Consider the following 25,974-nt stretch of genomic DNA (forward strand, 5'->3'; position numbering starts at 1 on the left):
AAAGGTAGCTGTGCGGTTCGGCGATGTCACGGTCTACCGCACAAATTGAGCAATGCTGCGGACGCAAAGGAAGGCTGTGCGTAGCGCAGAGGTCCGGGACGAGGACTTTTCCCATGAAGAAACCGCTTGTCATCGGCATCGTGGCCGTCCTCGCCCTGGGCATTGGCGGATATGCCGGTGTTCAATACTGGGCGCAGAAGAAGGCCTATGCCGTCATCGATGACGCCCTCGCCCAGGTGCGGGCCACCGGGGCCAAGGCCAGCGTGGGGTCCAGCGCGGTCTCGCTGAAGGATCGCAGCCTGACGCTGGGTGACCTCTCCGTCACCTCGGCGGACGGGGCCGTGTCCCTCACCGTGGCCCAGTTTTCCGCCCACGGGGTGGGCGCGCCCACCAAGGACGGCCGAATCACGGCCGACAGCATCGTCCTGGAAAATCTCACCCTCACCCGCACCGACGGCGCGGACGGGCCGCGTGTGGTGGAAACCCTGCCCCATGTGGCCATCGAGCGCTTCGCCGGCCCGCTGGTGGTGACGCCCACCGCCGGCAACGCCGCCGACATGGTGAATGCGAACCCGGTGGTGCTGGCCCTGCGCCAGCTCGCGAGCGTCGACGCCGCGCGCATCGACGTGCCCCATGCCGTCACCCGCGTGACCCCCGGCAAGGCCAACCCGCTGCAGCTCAATGCACGCGAGCTGACCCTGGACGGCATCGCGGCCACCGATGTGCGTTCCGGCAAGGTAGCCCGCCTGTCCGTGGCGCGCCTGCTTTCCGAAGGTCAGCCAGCGGATGGAGCCGCCCAGGCGGCGGCTAACGCCGCAGCAAACGCCACCGGCGCGGGGGCCGACGGGGCGAAGGGGAACGACGAGCCGGCCAATCCCGCTCTGGCCGAGGGCAGCGGCCTGCCCCGCGTTCAGGCGGTGGCGATCGTGGCCCGCGACATTGACATCACCCCCCTCCTCGCCCCCTCGGCGGACAGTGACGGAGCCCTGCGCGCGGTGCTGGGGGCGCTGGAAACCGGCGCCTTCAACATCGAGCAACAGGACGACGTGCGCACCGAAGGCGCGGGCATGACCCTCACCGCCGTCGCGCTGCGGCCGGCGGCCATCACCGCGGCCCGCCTCGCGGCGCTGGAGGCCCTGGCGGCGGACGAGCCGCCGACCGATCCGGCGCCGATGCTGAAGGACGCCACCGATCTGCTGAAGGGGCTGGCCTTCACCGCATTCGAGGTGCGCGACATGCGCACCGTGGAGCCGGTGGGCGGCGGCCGCGCGGCCTTGTTCGCGCTCAAGGCGTTCGATGCCGGCACCCTGGCCGAGCTGCGGTTCGAGGGCGTCGATGGCGACAGCGACGGGCAGGCCGTCAAGTTCGGCACCATTTCCGTGACCGGGCTCGACCTACCGCGCCTGCTCACCATCGCCCATGCCGACGATCCGACCCAGCCGGACGTGGCCCTCTCCGGCTTCCGCGCCCTCACCGGCGTGACCGCGACCGACATCGAGGTTCCGGTGGAAGGCAGCGATGACACCCCGGCGGAGCCCGTGACCATCGCCCGCGCCAGCCTCACCTGGGGCGCGTTTCCGGACCCCGCCGCCGGCGAGCTGCCCGGCCGCATCCTGTTCGAGCTCAAGGACGTGAACGGCCCCATCGACGCGGAGGACGGCGAGCCCTTCAACACCCTGGCGGCCGCCGGGCTGAAGCGGGCCACCTTCTCCATGGCGCTGGGCGCCGCCTATGACGCCGGCACCCAAAGCATCTCGGTCGGTCCCGCCGACGTCGAGGTGAAGGACGCCTTCCGCACCGGCTTCAGCGCCCGGCTGGACAACCTGCCGCCGGCGGCGTTCGCCTCCGAACAGGCGTTCACGGGGGCGCTGCCCGGGGTGAATATCGGCCCGATCAGCGTCACCATCAGCGATCATGGCCTGGCGAACCTGGTGCTCCAGCGCCTCGCCGATGCCGACGGCCAGGGCCTGGAAGAGTATCGCGCCCATCTGCTGGACCTGCTGAACGAAGGCATTGCCGCCGTGGCCCCCGGCGCGCCGGAGACGGCGGCGGTGGCGGAGGCCATCGCCCAGTTCATCCGTGATCCGAAGACGCTGGAGATCACCGCCACGCCCAAGGGGCGCGTGCCGTTCCTCGCCTTCCTCAATTCGGATGATCCCACGGAGCCGCTGCAGCTGTTCAGCTTCTCCGCCGTCAACAAGCCCTGAACGCGAAAGGGGGGCGGGCGCCACGCCGGCGCCCGCCCCCCTTTTTTTGCGCCCGAGGCCGGGTCTCAGCCGCCGGCCTTTTCCAGCGCCGCGAGATCGATGGCGGTGAGGAACGCCTTCTTCTCCGCCTCTCCCGCATTGCCGTCGATGGTGATGAAGGTGGCGCCGCTCAAAAGCTGCACCGCGCCGTCCTTGGTGACCACGGCCGTGCGGCCGCGATCGCGGAACACCTTGCCCATGGCGCCGAGCATGCCGGCATTGGAGAACATGGCCGCCATCTGCGCCACCATGGGGGACTGGGCGATAATCTGCACATTCACATGGGTGTCGCCCTTGCTGTATTCGCGCTTGGCGATCAACCCGCCGCCGAACATGGCGGCCGCGGCCGCGTCGGTCTCGGTGGCGCCTGCGGTCCAGCCGGCGGGCGCCGGGGGCAGGAACTTGGCAAGGCCCTCGGCATTGCGCTGGGCGAGGAGCTGGGACGCCACGTCCAGCGCCTGCTTGGTGGTTGCGGTGTCGCCGGCCGCATAGGCCTTCTGGGCCTCGGAGATGGCGTCGGCGATCTCATCGGCCCGCGCCGCCGGCGCGGCAATCAGCGTCAGGGCAAGAACGGCTTTCGGCAGGATGCGGATCAAGGGGGCTCTCCCGGATCGAACAGGCGGGCGCAGACTGCCGGAACGTCATCCGGGCCGCAAGCCACGGCCCCGCTCAGGGCACCAGAAAGCGACGGCTCTTCTCGTCCCAGACCTTGATGCCGATGCGCAGGGCTTCATCATTGGAGACGAAATTCATCTCGTCCGCCGAGGCGCGAAACATGATGCGCAGGAAGTCCAGGTCTGTGCCGATGGCGCGAAGGTAATCAGCGACATCGAGCACGGTTCGCTGCGTGCGCTGCTCCAGCGCGGCCATGTCATTGGCGCTATAGGTTCGGTCCGCAGGGAAACGGCTCCGGAAGGAATGGAAGCCCAGCTCGCTCGACGATGATTTGGCGCGCCATGGTGCGCCGCTCCCGTCTCGCCCGCCGAGGAAGGCGAGCGCGCAGGCGCTCAGGCATCCCGCGCCATTCCCCTCGATGACGGTGCGCACGCCAAGTTCATGGAAAGCGCGGCCCAGGGCCATCCCCTCGTGAAGATTGCCGCCCGGCGAGTTCAGGTAGATCGCCGTACGTTTTCGCGCCGGCCGCTGCGCTAGATAGGCGCGGAACCGGTCGGCGTCTCCCTTTTCTACGGTGCCGGTAGCGAGCACGGCGAGCAGGCTCGCGCTGTCGTTCTCATGTCCGGAGAAATCCAGGGCATTCACATCCTGGATTGCAGGTAGCAATGCCAGAAGAGCCAGTACCACACGGAGCGCCGACCGGCCTCGCAAGGCCGGTCGGAAGACAACGCCCCCGGGGCGCAACGGCCTGCCCCTCACTTCTGCGGAGGCACCGGGCGGATGTGGAGCTCGCGCAGCTGCTTGGGGGTGGCCTCGTTGGGCGCGCCCATGAGCAGGTCCAGGGCCTGCTGGTTCATGGGGAAGATGGAGATCTCGCGCAGGTTCTCGGTGCCGCACAGGAGCATCACGATGCGGTCCACGCCTGCCGCCATGCCGCCATGGGGCGGGGCGCCGTACTGGAACGCGCGATACATGCCGCCGAAGCGCTCGATCACGGTGGCCTCGTCATAGCCCGCGAGCTCGAACGCCTTCACCATCGCCTCGGGACGATGATTGCGGATGCCGCCGGAGGCAATCTCGTAGCCGTTGCAGGCGATGTCGTACTGGAACGCCTTGATGGTGAGCGGGTCCTGCGTCTGCAGCGCTTCCAGGCCGCCCTGGGGCATGGAGAAGGGGTTGTGGGAGAAGTCCACCTTCTTCTCGTCCTCGTCCCATTCATAGAAGGGGAAGTCGACGATCCAGGCCAGCTCGAACCGCTCGGTGTCGATCAGGTTCAGGTCCTCGCCCACCTTGGTGCGGGCGGCGCCGGCGAACTTCACGAACTTCGAGGGATCGCCCGCCACGAAGAAGGCGGCATCCTCCGCCTGCAGGCCCAGCTGCTGGCGGATGGCCTCGGTGCGCTCGGGGCCGATGTTCTTGGCGACCGGGCCGGCGCCCTCATTGCCCTCGCGCCACATGATGTAGCCGAGGCCGGGCTGGCCTTCGCCCTGCGCCCAGGCATTCATGCGGTCGCAGAAGGCGCGCGAGCCGCCCTTGGGCGCGGGGATGGCCCACACCTCGTTCTTCTCCACCTCCAGCAGGCGGGCGAAGACCTTGAAGCCGGATTCACGGAAATGCGTGGAGACGTCCTGCATTTCCAGCGGGTTGCGCAGGTCCGGCTTGTCGGTGCCATATTTGCGCATGGACACGGCATAGGGAATGCGCGGCCAGTTCTGGGTCACCGGCTTGCCGTTCGCGAACTGCTCAAACACGCCGCGAATGACGGGCTCCACCGCCGCGAAGATGTCTTCCTGCTCCACGAAGCTCATTTCCAGATCGAGCTGGTAGAACTCGCCGGGCAGGCGATCGGCGCGCGGGTCCTCGTCGCGGAAGCAGGGCGCGATCTGGAAGTAGCGGTCGAAGCCGCTCATCATGATCAGCTGCTTATACTGCTGGGGCGCCTGGGGCAGCGCATAGAACTTGCCGGGATGCAGGCGGGACGGCACCAGGAAGTCGCGCGCGCCCTCGGGGGACGAAGCGGTGAGGATGGGAGTCTGGAACTCGAAGAAGCCCTGGCCCTTCATGCGGGCGCGCATGGCGTCGATGATGGCGCCGCGGGTCATGATGTTCTTGTGCAGCTTCTCGCGGCGCAGGTCGAGGAAGCGATACTTGAGCCGCGTCTCTTCCGGATATTCCACGTCGCCGAACACAGGCATGGGCAGCTCGGCGGCGGCGCCCAGCACTTCCAGATCGGTGGCGTAGACCTCGATGGCGCCGGTGGCCAGATCGGGGTTTTCCGTGCCCTCGGGACGCGGGCGCACCTTGCCGTCGATGCGGATCACCCATTCGGAACGGGCCTTCTCGGCGTCCTTGAAGGCGGCGCTGTCGGGGTCCACCACCACCTGGGTGAGGCCGTAATGGTCGCGCAGATCGATGAACAGCACGCCGCCATGGTCGCGGATGCGGTGGCACCAGCCCGAAAGCCGAACGTGCTCGCCGACCTCGGCGGTGGTGAGCGCGCCGCAGGTGTGGGAGCGATAGCGGTGCATCAGATTGCCCTTTCAAGGCTGAAAATATGAGACACGGGGAGCCTTCCCCGCCGGCGAGACCCCGCGCGCAGCCGGCCCGGCGCGCGCGGAACCGCGCTGGCACAGTCCGCCCCGGCCGCAGCGCTGACGCGCGCCGGCGCGGACTGTCCGCATCTGAAGCGGGGCGAAGGTGCATGCGCCCCGTCCCTTGTCAAGCACACAGTCCTATTTCACCATTCGCAAAGCGTGTTATGAGCATGACTTGCGTCAACCGCGCGCCTGTCCGAAGGCGGTGGTCCGACGCCCAATGCGAGAGACCGAGTGAGTTCAGGCGTTTCCCCCTCCGGCCCCGCATCGCCCCCTTCCCGTCTGGAAGCCATCGGTGGTGGCGAGCCGGCGGATGTCGCGCAAGCGCCCTCGGCGCGCCGCCTGCGCCCCCGCGCCCTGTTGATCGGCCTCGGCGTCATGATCTGCGCGATCATCTGCCTCGGCACCGCGATCCTGGTGACGGCCCTCTACCGCCAGAGCTACGCCGAACATCGCCGCGAGGTGCGCAACCTTGCCCTCAGCCTGGCGGGACAAACCGACCGCGCCTTGCAGAGCCTGGAGCTGGTGCAGCGCAGCCTCGCCGATCGGGTCGCGGACGCGAATGTCGCGACCCCGCAGGAATTCGCCACCTTCATGGGCCAGCGCTTCATGCACCGGCTGATGCGCGAGAAAATGTCCGGCCTGCCCCATGTGGACGCCATCTCGGTGGTTGGCAGCACCGGCAAGCTGCTGAACTTCAGCCGCGCCTGGCCTATTCCCGACCTTGACCTGTCGGACCGCGACTACTTCATCGTGCTGAGCAGCATGAAGGGCCCGCCCACCTTCATCGCCGAGCCGGTGACCAACCTCATCACCGGCGCCGTCACCCTGTTCCTGGCCCGGCGCGTGACCGCCGCGGACGGCACCTTCCTCGGCCTCATCCTCGGGGCGATGGAGCAGGCCTCATTCGAGCGCAACTTCTCCACCATTGACCTTGCCCCTTCCGGCCTCATCGCCCTGGTGCGCGATGACGGTGCCCTCCTGGCCCGTGTTCCGGGCAGTGCCGCCCGCTTCCCCCGAGACGCGGCGGTGCGGGCCGAGATGGCCCGCGCCCTGTTCGCTCCCGATGCGAGTGACGTGATCCCCGCCGGCATTCTCGACGAGCACGAGCGGGTGGTGGCAGTGCAGAAGCTGGCCCATTTCCCGCTCGCCGTGGTCATCAGCGATGGCACCGACTGGCTGGAGGCGCAGGCCTGGAAGGAGGTTCTGCCCATCATCCTGGCCGCCGCGCTGGTGTGCTGCCTGATTGGCAGCGTCATCTTCTTCGTGATTCGCCAGCTGGATGGCGAACGAGCCTTCTCGGAAAAGGAACACCGGCGGGCCCGCTACGACGCCCTGACGGGCCTGCCCAACCGCCTGTTCTTCTCCGAGCGCCTCGCGGCGCGCCTTGCCCACGCCGAGAGCCCCCCACTCGCCCTGCTGTTCATCGACCTCGACTACTTCAAGAGCGTCAATGACACGCTGGGCCACGATATTGGCGATTCGCTGCTGCAGGCCGTGGCCGAGCGCCTCCTGGACACGGTCGCGCCGCACGATTTCGTCGCCCGGCTCGGCGGCGACGAGTTCGCCGTCATCTGCCGGCAGGCCGCGGGCGACCGCAGCGCGGTGGCGGCCGCCGAAGCCATCATCGAATCCCTGAAGGCGCCGTTCCTGCTCGATCACCATCAGGTCCTCACCGGGTGCAGCGTCGGCATCGCCACCTCCCCCGCGGATGGGAACGATGTCGCGACCCTGCTCAAATGCGCCGATCTCGCGCTCTACGAGGCCAAGAATGACGGCCGCGGCAATGCCCGCCTGTTCGAGGCCAATATGGGCGCCGTGGCCCGCGCCCGGCGCGACCTGGAGCTCGACCTTCACGACGCCTGGGAGCGCCACCAGTTCCGCCTCGCCTACCAGCCCATCTTCGAGGCCGCCAGCGGCCAGCTGGCGGGCTTCGAGGCGCTGTTGCGCTGGCACCATCCGGTCCGCGGCGAGGTGCCGCCCGAGCGCTTCATTCCGGTGGTGGAAGAATCCGGCCTCATCGTGAAGGTGGGCGGCTGGATCCTCCGGGAAACCTGCCGGACGGCGGCGAGCTGGCCCGGCCACCTGTTCGTCTCGGTCAACGTTTCCCCCGCCCAGTTTCGCGGCGGCGGCACCCGCCAGCAGGTGCGCGACGCCCTGGCCACCAGCGGCCTCGACCCCACCCGGCTGGAGCTGGAAATCACCGAATCTCTGCTGCTGAAGGCCGACACCTCGGTGCGCACGCTGCTGGACGAGTTCCGCGCGCAGGGGATCATTCTCGCCCTGGACGATTTCGGCACCGGCTATTCCTCGCTGCGCTACCTGCAGGTGCTCAACATCAGCCGGCTGAAAATCGACCAGAGCTTCATCCGCCACGTGGTGGACGATCCCCACACCCATGCCATCGTGAAGGCCATCCTCAGCCTGGCCGAGGCGCTGGAGCTGAAGACCACGGCCGAAGGTATCGAGAACGAGTCGCAGCTCGCCATCCTGCGAGAGGAGGGCTGCACCCACCTGCAGGGCTACCTGCTGGGGCCTCCCATGTCGGAGGAGGACGCCGCGGGCCTCGCCCGCGGCGCCGCCGCCTGAAGACCGCCATCGCCGGCCCGGCCCATGCTCCGACATCCGGACAAATTCACGCCACAATCCCTTCCGCCCGCGACCCGAGGCGGCTATGTTCGAGCCCATGGATCCGATCACCACGACCGACGCTCTCACAGCGGCTTGCGAGCGTCTTGCCCGCCATCCCTTCGTCACCGTGGACACGGAATTCCTCCGCGAAACCACGTTCTGGCCCAAGCTTTGCGTCGTGCAGGTGGCCTCCCCGGAAGAGGCCATCGTGGTGGACGCACTGGCCCATGGGCTGGACCTGACCCCCTTCTACCGGCTCATGGCCGACAAGGAGGTGATGAAGGTGTTCCATGCCGGCCGGCAGGACATCGAGATCATCTGGCATCTCGCCCGCCTCATTCCCCACCCGGTGTTCGACACCCAGGTGGCGGCGATGGTTCTGGGCTACGGCGACAGCATCTCCTATGACCAGCTTGTGCAGCGCGTGTGCGGGCACGCCATCGACAAGTCCTCCCGCTTCACGGACTGGTCCCGCCGCCCGCTCAGCCCGGCCCAGCTCGTCTATGCGATGACGGACGTCACCCATCTTCGGGACATCTATGTGAAGCTCACCACCGATCTCGACACCCGCGGACGTGGCGAGTGGGTCGGGGAGGAGATGCATGTCCTCACCTCGCCGAGTACCTATGACCAGAACCCGGATAGCGCCTGGGAACGGCTGAAGTCGCGCGTGCGCAAGCCGCGCGAGCTGGCGGTGCTGGTGGAGGTGGCCGCCTGGCGTGAGCGCGAGGCCCAGACCCGCGACCTGCCGCGCGGCCGCGTCATCAAGGACGAGGTGATCGGCGAGATCGCCGTGCAGCAGCCGCAGACGCCGGAAAAGCTGTCGGAGCTGCGCTCCCTGCCCAAGGGCTTTGAGCGCTCGCGCTATGGAGAGGCCGTGATCGAGGCCGTGAAGCGCGGCATCGCCCGCGATCCACGCTCCCTGCCCCGCATCGAGCGTGACAAGCCCCTGCCCAACGGGGCCAGCGCCACGGTGGAGCTGCTGAAGGTTCTGTTGCGGATGACCGCCGAGCAGAATGCTGTGGCCGCCAAGGTGCTCGCCACCACCGACGACCTGGAGCGCATCGCCGTCGACGACGAGGCGGACGTGCCGGCTCTGAAGGGCTGGCGGCGCGAGCTGTTCGGCGAACGCGCCCTCGCGCTCAAGGCCGGGCGCATCGCCCTCGCCGTGGAGAAGGGCCGCGTGATCGCTGTGGAGCGCTGAGGCCCCGCGCGAGGGTCAATCCAACGAGCTCTCCCGAAAGGAGAGCGACCTTGGAGAGCCCTTGACCCTGGCCCGCCGGGCGCCCCGCCAAGACCAAGCCGGGCTTACGACGCCGGGCTTACCACGTGCCGGCATGTGCCCGCGTGCTCGTCCCGTCGCCCGGGGCGGCGTGCGGATCGAACAGGCTTGGAAGCGATTGACTATTCGCCCCTGAGCCGTCCCCTGCTGATCACGCCACGGGTGTAGCCATCCCCCCGGCCCATGGCAGTCGAGGATGCCCCTACGTCAACACTCCTGTCGGGATAGTGCTCCCAGGCATGTGAGCCTTCCCTAATCGGCATCAAAAGCACGAGCGCATAGCTGGAGCGATGAGACTTTCCCAACGCCTCGTCGACTATGACCGTCATTTTCCATAAGCGATTGCAGTACCCGAATATTTTCCGTTCGGCACGACCTCTTGAACGCCTTTCATGACTGGAACACCGGCGTCGACCAGCTGTTTACTGAAGAGGTTCTTCTTTCTTTTCTCGATACACGCCCTGACCTGTTTCTTGGTCACGACGATTTTCCGAGAGGCACCATCGGCGCGCGGATCCCCAGGTGACGTCTTTTTCAGGCGGGACGAGGCCTTGCATGCGAGAGGCCATGCGCTCCCCCGCTGTATAGGCCTTGCGGCAGCACCGCAAAGCCACAGAATATTCTACCTATGATTGCCTTTCCGGCACCTGCATCTTTTCGGCCTTCTGCGCGCACCAACGGGCCCGCTCGGTGGCCGACGCATGATGGGCATGATCGCGACGGAGGGAGCGGAAACGCTGAGCGTCCCCCCTCCGCCCCCGGCCAGCGGCACCGGCCCACTCTCGGCGGTGCGCCGGTGCCCGGGGCTCAGTCCACCACTTCGGTGTGCGGCTCGCGGCCGATGAGCTTGGCGAGCTGGCGCAGGCGGCCCTGCACGCGCTCGTTCACCAGGGATGCCAGATCCCGCGGCACGCTCAGCACCAGCTGGTCGCCGCGCACTGCCAGCGGCGTGCGCGACAGAATCCCCGGCATGGCGGCGGAGAGCAGGTAGCCCACCCGCATGGCGCCGCCCAGGATGCGCGCGCGGTCCAGCTGCCCGGTGCTCACCAGCTCCAGGATGCGCGTCTCCGCGTCGTCGGCGCTGATGCCCACATGGCGGAAATAGACCGACAGCGCCAGATAGGCCCGCCCCGGATGATCGAGCCCGGCAAGGGCCGCGTGGGCGATCATGTTGAGGCTCTGCTCACCGCGATAGTCCGGATGGGCGCGCCAGCTCACATCCGAAAGCAGGCAGGCAGCCCGGCGCAGGCGGGTTTCATCGGCGCTCTCCTCCAGCACCGGGGAGGAGGCGAAGAAGGCATCCGTCCACCCCACCAGCTCCTCGCCATGGCGCGGCGAGCGCGAGCGCAGCGCATTGAGCTCGGCGGCCGCCAGCAGCAGCGGATCCTCGGCCCGGTTCTCCTCGTTCATCAGGGAGTAGAGCAGGCCCTCACGAACGCCGAGCGCCGAGATCACTACTTCCGCGGCGCGCCCCTGGCGAACAACGTTTTCCAGCACCAGCGCCCCATAGGCCAGCAGCGGGCGACGGGCATCGGAGATCACGTCGATATGGGCGAGGGTGTCAGCATCGGCGCGATGGACGATGCGCGTGAAGTCCAGCGCCTCGCGCGCCGGAATCACGTAGCCGTGCATCACATGGAGCGGATAGCCCTTCTGGAACATGTGCAGACGCGCCAGCGCCCGCCAGGTGCCGCCCACCGCATAGAAGGTGCGCCCAGCCAGATCGCCCAGCACGCCGGCGTCGGGCATGGTCTCCTTGATGATCTTCTCGGCCTTGCGCGGCGAGCGCGAGGAGCGGTCCTGCAAAGCGAGGCCACCGAGCGGCAGGGTGATGCCCGTGCCGATCCGCCCGCCCTTCACGTTCACCAGCTCCAGCGAGCCGCCACCAAGGTCGCCCACCACGCCGTCCGGGTTGTGGACACCGGCGAGAATGCCGCAGGCGGCCAGCTCCGCCTCACGCTTGCCCGTGAGCAGCTCGATGGTGGTGCCGCAGATGGCCTCGCACTCGGCGATGAAGGCCGGGCCGTTCTCCGCGTCGCGGGCCGCGGCGGTGGCCAGAGCGTGGATCACCTCCACGCCCATGGCATTGCACAGGGCCTTGAAGCGGCGCAGCGCCGAAAAGGCGCGCTGCACCGCATCCTCCGCGAGCCGGCCGGTGGAGAGCACCTCCCGCCCCAGCCCGCACAGCGCCTTTTCGTTGAAGATGGGAGTGAGCGCACGGTTCATCCCCTCGTACACCACCAGGCGCACGGAGTTGGAACCGATGTCGATCACCGCCACCGGCGCCCCGACCGGCAAGCGGCCGGGTGCCCGATGGAGGCCGTCCGTCACCTCAGCGGCGGACGAGGAGACTGCGCGGCGAAGAATCCTTGAGAGACTTTCCACGTCCAGACAAGCTCGGGTTGGTCATGAAATATTGATGGGCGTTGAACGGTTCCTCGCCCGCGGCGGGGACTATGCGTTCCGAGGAGCCATCCGGCAACACCCGCCAGCTCTGCTGGTTGTCGATAAGGTTCGCGACCATGATCTGGTCGAGCACCTGCTCGTGCACCGTCGGGTTGGTAATGGGGCACAGGGTCTCGACCCGACGGTCGAGATTGCGCGGCATCAGGTCGGCGGAGGAAATGTAAACCACCGCCTGCGGGCTCGGCAGGCCGTGGCCGGCGCCGAAGCAATAGATGCGCGAGTGCTCCAGGAAGCGCCCGACGATGGACTTCACCCGGATATTTTCCGAAAGCCCGGGAATGCCCGGCCGCAGGCAGCAGATGCCGCGGATCACGCAATCCACCTGCACCCCGGCCCCGCTGGCCTCGTAGAGGGCATCGATGATGACCGGGTCCACCAGCGAGTTGCACTTCAGCCAGATGGCCGCCGGGCGGCCGGCCCGCGCGTGCTCGATCTCCTCGCGGATGTGCTGGAGCAGGCGCGGCTTGAGCGACACCGGCGAGACCGCCATGGCATCCAGCTCGCCCGGCTCCGCATAGCCGGTGATGAAGTTGAAGATGCGCGCCACGTCCTGCGCGATCACCGGATCCGCCGTGAAGAACGATAGGTCGGTATAGATGCGGGCGGTAATGGGGTGGTAGTTGCCGGTCCCCACATGCACATAGGTGGCGAGCGTGCCGCCCTCCCGGCGCACTGCCATGGAGAGCTTGCCGTGGGTCTTCAGCTCGATGAAGCCGAACACCACCTGCACGCCCGCGCGCTCCAGGTCGCGCGCCCAGCGGATATTGGCTTCCTCGTCGAAGCGGGCCTTCAGCTCCACCAGCGCGGTGACCGACTTGCCGGCCTCCGCCGCCTCGGCCAGCGCCTTCACGATCGGGCTGTCGGAGGAGGTTCGGTAGAGGGTTTGCTTGATGGCGACGACGTTGGGGTCTCGGGCCGCCTGGCGAAGGAACTGAACCACCACGTCAAAGGATTCATAAGGGTGGTGAACAAGAATGTCCTTTTCGCGTATGGCCAGAAAACAGTCTCCGCCGTTCTCGCGAATGCGTTCGGGAAATCGGGCGTTGTAGGACCGAAATTTCAGGTCCGGCCGATCCACCGACACGAGCTGGGAAAACTCGTTCAGCGCCAATACGCCGTTCACCACGAAGATCTCGTCGTCATGCACGCCGAGTTCGCGGGCCATGAAGTTGCGCAGTTCCTCCGGCATGGCGGCATCGGCCTCCATGCGGATCACCTCGCCATAGCGGCGTTGCTTCAGAGCGGTCTCGAACAGGCGGACGAGGTCTTCCGCCTCCTCCTCGATTTCCAGGTCGCTGTCGCGAACAACGCGGAACACGCCCTGGCCCTTCACATGGTAGCCGGGGAACAGGTTCGCGATGAACAGGCCGATCATCTGCTCCAGCGTCATGAAGCGCGCGCCCGGGGCGGCGGCGAGATCCGGCAGGCGGATGAAGCGCTCCACCTTGGCCGGAACGCGGATAAGCGCGTTCATGCCCCGCCCGTCGCCCTCGCGCACCAGCTGCAGCGCCAGGGAGAAGCCGAGGTTCGGGATGAAGGGGAAGGGGTGCGCCGGGTCGATGGCCAGCGGCGTCAGCACCGGGAACACATGGTTCAGGAAGTGCTTCTCCAGCGCCACGCGATCCTCGGCGGTGGCGTCGGCCCCGTCCACGAGGGTAACGCCCGCGCCGGCGAGATCGGTGCGCAGCTCGCGCCAGCGCACCTGCTGGTCGGCGATGAGCTGGGCGGCGCTCGCCATGATCTTGGTGAGCTGCTCGGAAGGGGTCAGGCCATCGGGGCTACGGGTCTGCACGCCTTCGCGGATCTGCTCCTTCAGGCCCGCCACGCGGACCATGAAGAACTCGTCGAGATTGTTGGCCGAGATGGAGAGGAAGCGCAGCTGCTCCAGCAGCGGGTGGCTGCGGTTGGAGGCCTCTTCCAGAACCCGGCGATTGAAGTGCAGCCAGGAAATCTCGCGATTGATGAAGCGGTGCGGCGACTGCGCCAGCGCAAGAGCCTCTTCGACGGGCACGGCCTGGGCATTCTCGGGAAGGGTCTCGTCGTCTCTCAAGATTGCGGCTTCCTGTGCGCTCATCGTCGGCTCCCTGATGTGCAGGCGGACCATGGCTGCCTTAGGTGACTACTCTATGACGGAGCGCGACCGGTCGCCGCCCCTCCCCCGCCACCATTTCAGGGGTCGTCGTCGGCATCCTCGCCCGGCTCGTCCTCGGGCATGGCGAGATCGGGGTGGGCCTTGAGCACCTGCGCCGCCAGGGCGCGGGTAACCGGCCGGTGGGCCGCGAGGGCGGCGCGGTCCAGCGCCTCCACCACCTTCTGCGCTCCCGCCACCGAGCGCGGAATGCGCAGCAGCAGATAGCTCACGGTGGCCTCGTCCACAGCCAGCTGACGGTCGGAGAACAGCTTCAGCAGCAGGGCCGCGAGCAGGTCGTCATCCGCCGGGGCGATCTCGAACACCGGCACCGCGCGCAGGCGCGAGGCGAGATCCGCGGTGGCAAGGCGCAGCTTGGACGGGGGCGTGCGGGTGGTCATCAGCAGGAACGCCCCCTGCTCGCGCGCAAGATTGAGGAGATGGAACAGCGCCGCCTCCTCGAACGGGGCGGCGTCGAGATCCTCCAGCACCAGGGCGCCGGACGCGAGCGCCGCGGGCACGCCGGCGCGCTCCAGCTCGCGGGCGGACAGGGTGCGCGCGCCGGAGCGGGCGGCGAAGATGGCCGCGAGGTGGCTCTTGCCCGCCCCCTCCGGCCCCACCAAGCACACCACCTTGGACGGCCAGGCGGGAAATGCGTCAATGAGCGCCAGCGCCGCCGCGTTGCCGGGCGCGGCCAGGAAATCCTCGCGCCGCGACGCCGGTTGCGCGGGCCATTCGAGGGGAAGCTGGCGCGAGGTTCCGTCGCCAACAGCCATGGGATCAGCGCCCCTCCGGGGGCAGCGCGCCCTCGCCCGGGCCGCGATAGAGCGAGGACGACAGGTATTTGGCAATGGCGAAGCGCGCCAGCACCCCCACCACCGCCGTCAGCGGAACCGCCAGCAGCAGGCCCACGAAGCCGAACAGATAGCCGAACGCCAGCAGCGCGAACATCAGCCACACCGGATGCACGCCGATGCTGTCGCCCACCAGCTTGGGGTAGAGCACATAGCCCTCGATGGTCTGGCCGACGATGAAGATGCTGAACACGATGGCGATCATGCTCCAATCCGGGAAGAACTGGACGATGGCCACGCCCGTGGACAGCACCAGCCCCGTCAGCGAGCCGACATAGGGAATGAAGGACACGGCACCCGAGACGAGACCGATGATCAGCCCGAAATTGAGCCCCGTCATCGACAGCGCGATCGCGTAATAGGCGCCGAGGGCGAGGCACACCAGCGCCTGCCCGCGCACGAAGCCGGCCACTGCCCCGTCCATGTCGCGGGCAAGGGTGCGCACCACGTCGTGGTAGTGGACGGGCACCAGGGCGTCCACGAACTCCACCATGTCGTCCCAGTCGCACAGGATGTAGAACATCACCACCGGCGTCACGACCATGAGCGCGAACATGGAAATGACCGCCTGCCCCCCGGCCCACACCGACGACAGCAGGCCGAGCAGATAGGAGACGCCCTGCGTCATCAGCTCCGAGATGGAGCGCTGCATGTCCGGCAGCCGGTCGCCCACGATGTGGCTCAGCCACTCGCGATTCTCCTCCGTCACCAGGCCTTGCAGCCGGGCGACATAGGAGGGCAGGCGCTGGATGAACTCGAACAGCTGGGACGCCAGGATGGGCAGCGCCACCAGGAAGAACAGCACCACCAGCAGCAGCATCACCACCACCACCGCCAGCGAGGCGATGGTGCGCCCGACCCCCAGGCGATGCAGGCGAATCACCACCGGATTGAGGAAATAAGCGAGCACGATGCCGGCCACGAACGGCAGCAGGATGCCGCTAAGCAGCCACAGCGAGAGCACCAGGACCGCAAGCGCCCCGACCCAGAACCAAAGCCTGATGCGCAAGGGCATTCCTTCTCCCCCGCCGTCGGAGCTCATGCCGGAGCCTATGCCCGCCCCCTTGCCGGAGCGAAGCCCCCAGCCCGCCACCGCGGATGGAGCGGACGCCCCGCCCGCGCGGTTGGGTTCACCATTCAACTGGCCATGTGGCGCGTCCATTCCGCGAGATAGGCAGCGGCGGAAAGCCCCGTCAAGAGCCCCACCGAAACGAGGCCCAGGGTGAAGGCCTGCGGCACATGGAAGCCGAAGCCGGCGCTGGCCAGCACGAAGGCGGCGAAGGCGATCTGCGCCGCCGTGTTCAATTTCGACACCAAGAGCGGACGGATGGCCACCGGCCGCGCCACCACCAGCGAGAGCACCACCGCCCCCACGATCATCACATCACGCGAGACCACGGCGATGGCCACCCAGCGCGGGATGAGCTCCATCACCGCCAGCGCCACATAGATAGAGACCAGGAGCGCCTTGTCGGCCACCGGGTCGAGATAGGCGCCGAGCTCGGTCTGCATGCCGAAGCGCTTGGCGATGAAGCCGTCAAGCGCATCGGACACGCCGGCCGTCAGGAACAGCCAGAAGGCGAGCTGGGTCTCGCCCACGCCGATGGCCCACACCACGGTGGGCACCAGCAGGATGCGAAACAGGGTGATGATATTGGGCACGCTCACGCCTTCACCTCCCCTCGCGCCATCATGCCGAGACCGCTCATCCTCCGCCACCCGCGATGCTCACGCCGGATTGCGCTTCACCACCAGCGGGCCGAACGTCTGCTGCGAGGCCATGGCCTGGATGCGGGTGATGTTGACATGGCGCGGCAGGGTGCAGGCGAAGAACACCTGCTCGGCGATGTCCGCGCCCGTCATGGGGGTGGCGCCGGCATAGACGTTGCCGGCACGGTCCTTGTCACCGCTGAAGCGCACCACGGAGAATTCGGTTTCCGTCATGCCCGGCTCGATATTGGTCACGCGCACGCCGGTGCCGGCCACGTCGGACCACAGATTGAGCGAGAACTGCTTCACGAAGGCCTTGGTGGCGCCATACACATTGGCGCCCGGATAGGGATAGTCGCCAGCGGTGGAGCCGGTGAGCACCACATGGCCTTCGCCCCGCGCCACCATGGCCGGCAGGGTCGCCCGCACGGTGTAGAGCAGGCCGTTGATGTTGGTGTCCACCATGGTGTCCCAATCCTCGATGTTCGCCTTTTGGGCCGGCTCCAGGCCCAAGGCGAGGCCGGCATTGGCGAACACCACATTATAGTTACGGAAGGCCTCCGGCAGGCTGGCCAGCAGCTCCTCGATGGCCTTCAGGTCGCGGGTATCGACCACCGCCGTATGAATCAGCTCGCCATACTGGGCCTTCAGCTCCTCGAGCCGCTCCACGCGCCGGCCGACGGCGATGACGCGGGCACCCGCCTGCGCGAAGCGGCGCGCCGTGGCGGCGCCGATGCCGGAGGTGGCGCCGGTGACAAGAAGCGTCAGGCTCCGGGGATCGAGGTGCTGGGTCATAGGCTGCTCTCCTGCTGCGGGGCGAATCAAGGGAATGCGGCGTGACAAGGAAGGCCGAGGCCGGTCATCGTGGCTGGATAACGCCACCGAAACCATGCGTCCATCCATCGGTGGAGTGCGGTATTTAGGTGCCTAACCAGCCTTGCTGCTGCCATCTTCTGCGGAAAGTGTGGTCCATTCGCACCCACCCTGAGGGAACAAGGCTTTGCGACCTGTTCCCAAGGCCGGGTGAGATCCGAACGTCGAATGGGCCGGCCGTCGCGGGGGCGCCATAAGGTGTCGCGAAGGCAGGACCCAGGGATGCGGGGCGCGTCCGGAGAGTGTTGATGCAGAGTGTGTGGCGCAAGGTGCTGACCGGAGCGGGAACCGCTTTGGCGATGGGAACTCTGGCAGCGGCCCTCTCCGGCTGCAGCACCGAGCTGGACGGCTTCGGCAACAAGCCCTCGGCCATGGCGGCCAATCGGGTCGACGCCCCTCCGCCGCTGGTGGCCCCCACCGGCGCCGTGGAAACCTCGCCCGCGCCCGCGCCAGCCACCGCGGCCCCCGCGCCGACGCAGACCGCCTCCGCCGCAGAGGCCATCACGCCCCGCAGCACCGCCAATAATGTGCCGCTGGCGCCGCCCCCGGCGAATCCGGGCGGGGCCGCCTATGCGCCCACCGCGGCGAAGGAGCAGATGTCCGGCGCCTGGACCTTCTCCTGGGACAATGGGCAGAACACCTGCCCCGTCACCCTGTCCACCGCTCGCGGCCTCAGCGGCATGTCCGCCCAGGCCGACGTGTCCTGCCCCAGCGACATCTTCATGACCAAGGGTTGGGACATGATGGGGCCGGACCTCGTCCTGCAGAATCACCAGGGCAAGGTCACCGCCCGCCTGCGACCCTCGGGCCCGAACCGCTATGTGGGCGTGCTGGCGGAGACCAACCAGCAGGTGGTCCTCACCCGCTGAGGTCACGCGGCCACAGCTCGCGGCCAACGCGCGCAGGCATTCTCGCGGCTTCATCTTCGTCCTGAAAATGGGAAAGGCCAGCTCCCTGGCCTGGCCGGGCCGCGCGCCGTCGCGGTGCCATCCCGGCGCGCCCGCACGGACGCCCCTCAAATCACCTGCGCCTGAGAGCGTCCGGTGCGGCCCAGCCCCGGTGAGCATGGGCCCGCTTCCAGGGACCGGGAACGCGGCTCTGCTTGGAGCCCCTTCACGCGACGCCGCGCGCGCTGCACCCGGCACATGTCGCCGGCAAGATACTCACTCGCGCCCCCATGCCGTCGGCTCAGCCGAACAGCACGGCCATCACGATCACCCCATAGGACAGGGCAAAGAAGACGCTGTCGCGGAGAAGCTGGCGCTGAGCCGTCGTCATGTTCATAGATCCCTATTTTCTATGAACATGATCGACATTAACGATGACGTCAATACACAACGTTTATCGGCGATATGGAATGTGCCTCTCAGTGCCCCTCGAAGCGTGGCGGGCGCTTGCCGACAAAGGCGGCGGCCCCCTCCGCGAAATCGAACGTGCCGGTGCTGGCAATGAACGCCTCGCGCTCGGCATGGAGCTGTTCCGACAGGGTATGGGAGAAGGAGGAGCGCAGCAGGTGCTTCACGCGGCCATAGGCGGCCGTGGGCCCGGCGGCGAGCCGGCGCGCCAGAAGCTCGGTCTCGCGGGCGAGATCGGCGGCGGGCACCACCTTGTTCACCAGCCCGAGGCGCAGCGCCTCTGCCGCGTCCACCAGGTCCGACAGCAAGGTAAGCTCCATCGCCTTGCGCAGCCCGACGATGCGCGGCAGGGAGAAGGTGCCCGAGCCGTCGGGCGTGGTGCCGATGCGGGTATAGGCCATGGTGAACTTGGCATCATCGGCCGCCACCACCAGGTCCGCGGCAATGGCCACCGACAGGCCGGCCCCCGCCACCGCCCCCTGCACGCTCGCGATCACCGGCGCCGACAGGCCGGCCAGGGTCAGCATCGCCTGATGGAAGGGATCGATGATGGCCGCGGCCACCTGCGGTGCGTCAGCGCCCGCCGCATGGAAGCGGCCCACATCGCCCCCGGCGAGAAAGGCCCGCCCCTCCCCCGACAGCACCACCACCCGCACCGTATCGTCCTGCGCCACCCGGTCGACCGCGGCCTTCCAGGCAAGAATGCTGGCCTCATCGAGGGCGTTGAGCACCTCCGGCCGGTTGAAGCGGATGCGGGCGATGCCCTCGGCCACGTCGAGCAGAACAGGCGGGGAAGGCGGAACGGCGGTCATCATGGGATCTCCTCGGCTTTCCTCTCGGCGGAACACGCGGCGCCGCCGGCGGAGCGTGCACGGGCCATCGCATCGGAGCAAGGGGAGCCGCGCACGGTTTCAGTCCCGCATTTTACATCGTATTTTAGTGTGATTTTTCATATTGCACATCATATGACGATATTTTAGCTTCTAATCACGGACAACAATCGTGTTAATCACACTGATTTTGTCAACTTTCAATTCCGAGGGCCGCACACATGACCTCTCCGCTGCAACGCAAGCTGAAGATTGCGGGCCCCACCGCCATCACCGCCAATCGCCTCGCCGACGGCGTGGTGGTGTGGCTCACGGCGGGCGGTGGATGGAGCCTCTCCATCGGCGAGGCCACGGTGGCCACCACCGCCGAGGAGGTGCAGCGCCTGCTCGCCATTGCGCAGAGCGATGAGAACACGGCGGTGGGCGCCTATGCGGCCCGCGTCGCCCTCACCCCGGAGGGTCACGCCATTCCGGTCAACCTGCGCGAGCGCATCCGCGTGGGCGGCCCCACCATCACGCCCGCCGCGTCCCCCGCCCGCGCGGCCTGAAGAGAGCCTGATCCCCATGTATGTTCATGACGCGTTCGACCGCACCTTCCTCCAGGAGCGCGTCGCCGAGTTTCGCGACCAGGTGGCCCGGCGCCTCTCCGGCGCGCTGACGGAGGAGGAGTTCAAGCCGCTCCGCCTCATGAACGGCGTGTATCTGCAATTGCACGCTTACATGCTGCGCGTGTGCATTCCCTATGGCACGCTGAATTCAACCCAGCTCAAGGCCCTCGCCCGCGTGGCGCGGCGCTATGACCGGGGCTATGGCCACTTCACCACCCGCCAGAACATCCAGTTCAACTGGATCAAGCTCGCCGAGCTGCCGGACGCCATGGCGGAGCTGGCGGAAGTGGGCATTCACGGCATCCAGACCTCGGGCAACTGCATCCGCAACACCACCACCGACGCCTTCGCCGGCGCCGCCCGCGACGAGATCGAGGACCCGCGCCTGTACGCGGAGGTGATCCGCCAGTGGTCCACCCTGCACCCGGAATTCACCTACCTGCCGCGCAAGTTCAAGATCGCCATCACGGCGGCGAAGCATGATCGCGCCGCCACCCGCGTGCATGACGTGGGCCTGCGCCTGCGCCAGCGGGACGGGCACACCGGCTTCGAGGTGATGGTGGGCGGCGGGCTGGGGCGCACGCCCTTCATCGGCCAGACCATCCGCGACTTCCTGCCGAAAGAGGACCTGCTTTCCTATCTGGAAGCGATCCTGCGCACCTACAATCTCGGCGGCCGGCGCGACAATATCTACAAGGCCCGGGTGAAGATCCAGGTGCACGAAATGGGCCCGGAGGCCTTCGCCGAAAAGGTGGAAGCCGAGTGGCAGGCCATCCGCGACGGTGCCTTGCGGCTCGACGAGACCGCCATCTCCGCCATCGCCGACCGCTTCGTGAACCCCGATCTGCCCCCCCTGGCGGACCATCCCCCGGAGCTGACGGCCGCCCTCGCGGAGCCGGCCTTCGCCCGCTGGCACGCCAACTCGGTGGCACCCCACAAGGCCGCGGGGCATGCCATCGTCACCCTTTCCCTGAAGCCGGTGGGCGGCCCGCCCGGCGACTGCACCGCCGACCAGATGGACGCGATCGCGGACCTCGCCGACCGCTACGCCTATGGCGAGATCCGCGTGGCCCACGAGCAGAACCTCGTCTTCCCCCATGTGCGGCAGAAGGACCTGCCCGCTTTGTGGAAGGCGCTCGACGCCATCGGCGTCGCCACCCCCAATGTGGGGCTGGTGACCGACATCATCTCCTGCCCGGGCCTCGATTATTGCTCGCTGGCCAACACCCGCTCCATTCCCATTGCCCAGAAGCTCACGGAGCGCTTTGCCGATGATGCGCGCATCGCCGACATCGGCCGGCTGCACGTGAACATCTCCGGCTGCATCAATGCCTGCGGCCACCACCATATCGGCCATATCGGCATTCTGGGGGTGGAGAAGAAGGACGAGGAGTTCTTCCAGATCACCCTGGGCGGCAAGGGCAATTCCAAGGCGCGCCTGGGCGAGCTGATCGGCCCGGCCATCCCGGAGAGCGAAATCGTGGATGCGGTGGAGCGGCTCGTCGAGACCTATCTGGAGCTGCGCACATCGCCCCAGGAAACCTTCATCGCCGCGGTCGAGCGCCTGGGCATCGAACCGTTCAAGGAGCGCGCCTATGCCCCTCGTTAAGTCCGGGACGATCATCGCCGATCCCTTCACCGCCGTCGCCGACGACGCCCCCTTGCCGGACGGCCCGACGATCGTCTCCGCCGCGCGCCTGCTGGCGAACAAGGAGGCCCTTTTCGCCCGCAATGTCGCGCTTGGCGTGGCCTGGCCCAACAATCGCGACGTGGCCGAGCTGGAGCCGCTGCTGCCCCGCCTTGCGCTGGTGGCACTGGCCTTTCCGAAGTTCCGCGACGGCCGCGCCTTCAGCCAGGCGCGCCTGCTGCGCGAGCGCTACGGCTTCACCGGCGAGCTGCGCGCCACCGGCAACGTTCTGCGCGACCAGCTCCTGATGATGGCGCGGGCCGGCTTCGACGCCTTCGAGCTGGAGAAGGCGGCCGATGCCGGCACCGTCCACCGCGCGCTCACCAGCTATTCCATCTTCTACCAGCCCACGGGCGACGGCCGCCGCACGGCCGCCGAGACCCGCCGCGCGGCGAAGGGACGACTGGCATGAACGCGACGACGAGCACGGCCATCGGCGCGGCCGCGAGCACCACCGGCGCGCCGCCCATCGCGGTGGCCCAGCCGCTGCCCCTCGACGTGTTCGCCCTTGACGCCGCCCTGCGCCGGACCGAGCCCCAGAAGATCATTGAGATCGCGCTGGCCCTGTTTCCCGGACGCATCGCGGCGGTCTCGTCCTTCGGCACGGAATCGGTGGTGCTGCTGCATCTCATCGCCCAGGTGAATCCGGCGACGGCCGTGGTGTTCCTGGACACCGGCCACCTGTTTCCCGAAACCCTGGCCTATCGGGACCAGCTCACCGAGCTGCTGGGGTTGACCCAGGTCCTCACCGTCACCCCCGACCCGGCGGCCCTGGCCGCGCGCGATGCCGGCAACGGCTTGTGGGCGGACGACCCGGACACCTGCTGCGCCCTGCGCAAGGTGGAGCCGCTGGCCCGTGCCCTCTCGCCCTATTCGGCCTGGATCAACGGCCGCAAGCGCTACCAGGCGCAGACCCGCTCCACCATTCCGGTGGTGGAGGGCGACGGCGCGCGGGTGAAGTTCAACCCGCTGGCCACCATGGCCCGCGAGGATCTCCTGGCCTATATGGAGCAGCATAAGCTGCCCCATCATCCGCTGGAAAAGCACGGATTTCTGTCCATCGGCTGCATGCCGTGCACCTCACGGGTGAAGCCGGGAGAAGACCCGCGCGCCGGCCGCTGGCGTGGCCGTGCCAAGACGGAATGCGGCATCCACCTGGGTGAGGGCATCTGACCCCGGGGCGCGCGCCGCCTGTCGCGAAGCCGCATCCCGCTCGCCCTGGAATCGGCCTATGATGGCCTGGACGATGGCCTTTTCGCGCGATGGAACCGCGCCCAGACCACCACGAAGGACGCACTTCATGAGCACTCCCGCGCAGGACGCGCCCCCGGTTCACGGCGCCAGCGAGGGATTGCCCACCGGCGTGGTGGAGAGCCACGGGCGCGCCCACCACGGCTACCGCCCGGTGAACACGGAGCCGCGCGCGGTGCGGGTGGCGCTGACCGCCCTGGCCCTGGCCTTCCTGGGCCTGTTCATCGGCCTGCCGCTGGTGGCGGTGTTCGTGGAAGCGCTCAAGCGGGGCGTTCCCGCCTATCTCGAAGCCCTGGCCGATCCCGATGCCCTGGCGGCCATCCGCCTTACCCTGGAGGTCGCGGCCATCTCGGTTGCGGCCAATCTGGTGTTCGGCCTCGCGGCCTCCTGGGCCATTGCCAAGTTCGAGTTTCCCGGCAAGAGCGTCATCATCTCGCTGATCGACCTGCCCTTCTCGGTCTCGCCGGTGGTGGTGGGCCTCATGTTCGTGCTGCTGTTCGGCGCCGAAGGCCTGTTCGCGCCGCTGCTTGAGGCCGCGGACGTGAAGATCATCTTCGCCCTGCCCGGCATCGTGCTGGCCACCGTGTTCGTCACCTTCCCGTTCGTGGCGCGCGAGCTCATTCCGCTGATGCAGGAACAAGGCACCTCCGAGGAAGAAGCCGCCGTTTCCCTCGGCGCATCGGGGCTGTCCACCTTCTTCCGTGTCACCCTGCCCAATGTGAAATGGGCACTGCTCTACGGCGTTCTGCTCTGCAATGCGCGGGCGATGGGCGAATTCGGCGCGGTTTCGGTGGTGTCCGGCCACATTCGCGGCCTGACCAACACCATGCCGCTGCACATCGAGATCCTCTATAACGAGTATCAGTTCGTGGCCTCGTTCGCCGTGGCCTCGCTGCTGGCCCTGCTCGCTTTGGTGACACTGGTGGCCAAGACCATTCTGGAGCACCGGCTGGCCCAGGAAGAGGGCTGATCCCCCCCTGCCGGTCCGCCGCGGCATCGTGATTTCGCCATCGGCGCGCTTCACGGTGGGCCTTGAGGCGATGCGGCGCTGGATGCGGTGCTATAAAGGTGCGCCGGCTCCGGAACGCATCCGCGATCGGAGCGCCACCGGCAGGGTGCCGGGGCTTGCGGCCGCAGTGCTGAGGAGAATGCCCGTGCCCCCGTGGATCATCGTCGCTCTGGGAACCCTCGGCGCCGCCGCGCTGGCCAAGGTGATCGCCGCCGAGACGCGCAAGGTCAACGACCGCATGGACCGGCAGCGGGCCGCCGAGGACGGCGAGCTGAAGACCATTCCCCTGGTGCGCGACCCCGTGACCGGAGACTATCGCCCGCGCCAACCCTGAGTCCCCACGACCGGAGCGCATATGCCGAGAGGCTCGGCGCTCCCGGCCCCGGCTCGGCTCCCGGCCCGCCTTGGCTCAAGCGCCGCGCGGGGGAGGCTGAGCCCTTGGCCTGACGCGTGACCTGCCGAGCCTTGGGCGTGATTTGTGCCTTGGTCGCGATCGGAGCCTTGGCCTTGATTGACGCTTGGCCTTGATTGACGCTTGGCCTTGATTGACGCTTGGCCTTGATTTGACTCGTCGCCGTGACCAGAGCTTGGCCGTGACCTGAGCTCGGCCGCGATCGGAGGCTCGGCCGCGATCGGAGGCTGGGCCGCGATCGGAGCCTTAGCCGTGACCGGAGCCTTAGCCGCGATCGGAGCCTTAGCCGTGACCGGAGCCTGGGCGGCCCGGCGCGGCGGCACATCTGGCTCGCGGCGCTCACGCCCATGACGCTCGCGCAGGAGCGCCAGCCTTGTGCGCGTCAGGCCGGTGGCCCTCCGGCCTCAGTCCTTGGAGGGAGCGCAGGCGACTGCCGCGCCCAGGGTGGCGTTGCCGCAACCGGAAGCGGCGCGGCGCGCCATCACGCTGCGCCGATGCTCGGCCGTGATGGCATAAAGCCCCGCTCCCACCACCAGCACCATGCCGATGCTGGTCCACGCATCCGGCAGATCGCCGAACACCAGGAAGCCGGAGACGAGCGCGCCGAACACCATCAGGTAGCGCAGCGGCGAGACCGAGGCGACCGGCGCATGGCGGAAGGCGAACACCAGCAGCAGCGTGCCGGCGGCGAAGGCCGCGCCCGCCAGCAGCACCAGCCCCACCGCCTGCAGGGACAGGCCGTGCCACGGCTCCCACAGCGCGAACGCCCCGGCGCTGGCGATCAGCACGAAGGTGGACGACACGCCCACCACCGAGCCCGGAATCTCCATGCCGATGCCCCGCGTCATCACATCGCGCGCCGCGCCGCAGAAGGCCGCGAGGGCCGGCAGCAGGGCCACGGCGGAGAAGGTGGCGGGATCCGGCCGGGTGACGATGAGCGCGCCGCAAAAGCCGATGATGATGGCGCACCAGCTCCGCCAGCTCACCTTTTCGCCCAGCATGGGCACGGCCAGCGCCGTCGTCATCAGCGGGGCGACCATATAGATGGTGGTGGATGAGGCGATTGGCATCACCGCCAGCGCCGCCACATAGATGAAGGTGGTGAGCGCATCGAGCCCCGCGCGCGCCAGCACCCGCGGGCGCAGCACCATGGGCAGCGCCGCCAGGTCGCCGGCACGGGCCACCAGCGCCAGGATGATGGCGGCCGAAAGCAGGGTTCGCAGGAAGATGGCCTCGCCCAGGGGGATTTCCCGCACGGCCATCTTCAGGCAGGTGTCGTTGGTGATGAACATGGCCATGGCCAGCGCCATGGCGATCACGCCCTTCACCGCCATGCTCGCCACTCCGGATTTGCCCGGCGCGCCCGATGGGCCTGTGCTGACACCCGTCCCGTTCGTCATGTCTCGCCTCTCACGCGGCCTTC

The 25,974-nt window shown here is 68.0% G+C and carries 22 protein-coding genes; 10 read left to right on the forward strand and 12 right to left on the reverse strand.

Annotation, left to right across the window (positions count from 1 at the left end; translation table 11 throughout):
* Positions 1 to 113: 113 nt before the first annotated feature.
* A complete protein-coding gene (locus L0966_RS05915) occupies positions 114 to 2,207 on the forward strand; it encodes a hypothetical protein (RefSeq protein WP_234050943.1) in 2,094 nt (697 codons plus the stop codon).
* 65 nt (positions 2,208 to 2,272) lie between these two features.
* On the opposite strand, the gene L0966_RS05920 is transcribed toward L0966_RS05915, so the two are convergent.
* The 3 genes from L0966_RS05920 to aspS form a co-directional block, all read right to left on the reverse strand.
* Entirely contained in the window at positions 2,273 to 2,842 is a 570-nt protein-coding gene (locus tag L0966_RS05920) for a hypothetical protein (RefSeq protein ID WP_234050944.1), read from the reverse strand.
* 73 nt (positions 2,843 to 2,915) lie between these two features.
* Positions 2,916 to 3,548, reverse strand: coding sequence for a hypothetical protein (locus L0966_RS05925; protein ID WP_234050945.1), 633 nt, complete (start codon positions 3,546 to 3,548; stop codon positions 2,916 to 2,918).
* A 68-nt stretch (positions 3,549 to 3,616) separates the two neighbouring features.
* A complete protein-coding gene (aspS, locus tag L0966_RS05930; protein ID WP_234050946.1) occupies positions 3,617 to 5,389 on the reverse strand; it encodes an aspartate--tRNA ligase in 1,773 nt (590 codons plus the stop codon).
* A gap of 300 nt (positions 5,390 to 5,689) precedes the next feature.
* On the opposite strand from aspS, the gene L0966_RS05935 reads away from it, so the two are divergent.
* Positions 5,690 to 8,044 (forward strand): EAL domain-containing protein, encoded by a 2,355-nt coding sequence (locus tag L0966_RS05935; protein ID WP_234050947.1) that lies wholly within the window; start codon positions 5,690 to 5,692, stop codon positions 8,042 to 8,044.
* Positions 8,045 to 8,141: 97 nt separating this feature from the next.
* A complete protein-coding gene (rnd, locus tag L0966_RS05940) occupies positions 8,142 to 9,290 on the forward strand; it encodes a ribonuclease D (protein WP_234051293.1) in 1,149 nt (382 codons plus the stop codon).
* Positions 9,291 to 9,693: 403 nt separating this feature from the next.
* Here the strand turns inward: rnd and L0966_RS05945 are convergent, their stop codons facing one another.
* The 7 genes from L0966_RS05945 to L0966_RS05975 form a co-directional block, all read right to left on the reverse strand.
* Complete coding sequence (locus L0966_RS05945; protein WP_234050948.1) at positions 9,694 to 9,849, reverse strand: hypothetical protein; 156 nt, start codon at positions 9,847 to 9,849, stop codon at positions 9,694 to 9,696.
* 326 nt (positions 9,850 to 10,175) lie between these two features.
* Positions 10,176 to 11,648: a Ppx/GppA family phosphatase gene (locus tag L0966_RS05950; RefSeq protein ID WP_370640931.1), complete on the reverse strand. Its 1,473-nt coding sequence runs from the start codon at positions 11,646 to 11,648 to the stop codon at positions 10,176 to 10,178.
* 52 nt (positions 11,649 to 11,700) lie between these two features.
* Positions 11,701 to 13,908, reverse strand: a complete 2,208-nt coding sequence (locus L0966_RS05955) for an RNA degradosome polyphosphate kinase (protein WP_234050950.1) — start codon at positions 13,906 to 13,908, stop codon at positions 11,701 to 11,703.
* A gap of 95 nt (positions 13,909 to 14,003) precedes the next feature.
* The gene (locus tag L0966_RS05960) at positions 14,004 to 14,738 is read right to left on the reverse strand and encodes a DnaA/Hda family protein (protein WP_234050951.1); all 735 of its coding nucleotides are present in this window, start codon (positions 14,736 to 14,738) and stop codon (positions 14,004 to 14,006) included.
* A gap of 4 nt (positions 14,739 to 14,742) precedes the next feature.
* A complete protein-coding gene (locus tag L0966_RS05965) occupies positions 14,743 to 15,831 on the reverse strand; it encodes an AI-2E family transporter (protein WP_234050952.1) in 1,089 nt (362 codons plus the stop codon).
* A 122-nt stretch (positions 15,832 to 15,953) separates the two neighbouring features.
* A complete protein-coding gene (locus L0966_RS05970; protein ID WP_234050953.1) occupies positions 15,954 to 16,484 on the reverse strand; it encodes a CDP-alcohol phosphatidyltransferase family protein in 531 nt (176 codons plus the stop codon).
* A gap of 60 nt (positions 16,485 to 16,544) precedes the next feature.
* A complete protein-coding gene (locus L0966_RS05975; protein WP_234050954.1) occupies positions 16,545 to 17,321 on the reverse strand; it encodes an SDR family NAD(P)-dependent oxidoreductase in 777 nt (258 codons plus the stop codon).
* Positions 17,322 to 17,647: 326 nt separating this feature from the next.
* Here L0966_RS05975 and L0966_RS05980 point away from each other — a divergent pair, with 326 nt between their 5' ends.
* A complete protein-coding gene (locus tag L0966_RS05980) occupies positions 17,648 to 18,268 on the forward strand; it encodes a protease inhibitor Inh/omp19 family protein (protein WP_234050955.1) in 621 nt (206 codons plus the stop codon).
* A 497-nt stretch (positions 18,269 to 18,765) separates the two neighbouring features.
* Here L0966_RS05980 and L0966_RS05985 read toward each other — a convergent pair whose 3' ends face one another.
* Positions 18,766 to 19,569 (reverse strand): enoyl-CoA hydratase/isomerase family protein, encoded by an 804-nt coding sequence (locus L0966_RS05985; protein ID WP_234050956.1) that lies wholly within the window; start codon positions 19,567 to 19,569, stop codon positions 18,766 to 18,768.
* Positions 19,570 to 19,805: 236 nt separating this feature from the next.
* Between L0966_RS05985 and L0966_RS05990 the strand changes: the two genes are divergently transcribed.
* The 6 genes from L0966_RS05990 to L0966_RS06015 all read left to right on the forward strand — a co-directional run bounded on the left by L0966_RS05990 (position 19,806) and on the right by L0966_RS06015 (position 24,473).
* Complete coding sequence (locus L0966_RS05990; protein ID WP_234050957.1) at positions 19,806 to 20,132, forward strand: DUF2849 domain-containing protein; 327 nt, start codon at positions 19,806 to 19,808, stop codon at positions 20,130 to 20,132.
* A 16-nt stretch (positions 20,133 to 20,148) separates the two neighbouring features.
* Positions 20,149 to 21,801 (forward strand): nitrite/sulfite reductase, encoded by a 1,653-nt coding sequence (locus L0966_RS05995; protein WP_234050958.1) that lies wholly within the window; start codon positions 20,149 to 20,151, stop codon positions 21,799 to 21,801.
* Positions 21,788 to 22,291, forward strand: a complete 504-nt coding sequence (locus L0966_RS06000) for a DUF934 domain-containing protein (RefSeq protein ID WP_234050959.1) — start codon at positions 21,788 to 21,790, stop codon at positions 22,289 to 22,291. Before L0966_RS05995 ends, L0966_RS06000 begins: the two co-directional genes overlap by 14 nt.
* Complete coding sequence (locus L0966_RS06005) at positions 22,288 to 23,052, forward strand: phosphoadenylyl-sulfate reductase (RefSeq protein WP_234050960.1); 765 nt, start codon at positions 22,288 to 22,290, stop codon at positions 23,050 to 23,052. The genes L0966_RS06000 and L0966_RS06005 overlap by 4 nt, the downstream gene beginning before the upstream one ends.
* A 127-nt stretch (positions 23,053 to 23,179) precedes the next feature.
* On the forward strand, positions 23,180 to 24,100 hold the full coding sequence (gene cysW, locus L0966_RS06010) for a sulfate ABC transporter permease subunit CysW (protein ID WP_234050961.1): 921 nt from the start codon (positions 23,180 to 23,182) through the stop codon (positions 24,098 to 24,100).
* Positions 24,101 to 24,284: 184 nt separating this feature from the next.
* A complete protein-coding gene (locus tag L0966_RS06015) occupies positions 24,285 to 24,473 on the forward strand; it encodes a hypothetical protein (protein WP_234050962.1) in 189 nt (62 codons plus the stop codon).
* Positions 24,474 to 24,955: 482 nt separating this feature from the next.
* Here L0966_RS06015 and L0966_RS06020 read toward each other — a convergent pair whose 3' ends face one another.
* Positions 24,956 to 25,951: a DMT family transporter gene (locus tag L0966_RS06020; RefSeq protein ID WP_234050963.1), complete on the reverse strand. Its 996-nt coding sequence runs from the start codon at positions 25,949 to 25,951 to the stop codon at positions 24,956 to 24,958.
* Positions 25,952 to 25,974: the final 23 nt, after the last annotated feature.

The sequence above is a fragment of the Xanthobacter sp. NM-59 genome, assembly GCF_021401125.1.
Lineage (GTDB): Bacteria > Pseudomonadota > Alphaproteobacteria > Rhizobiales > Xanthobacteraceae > Xanthobacter.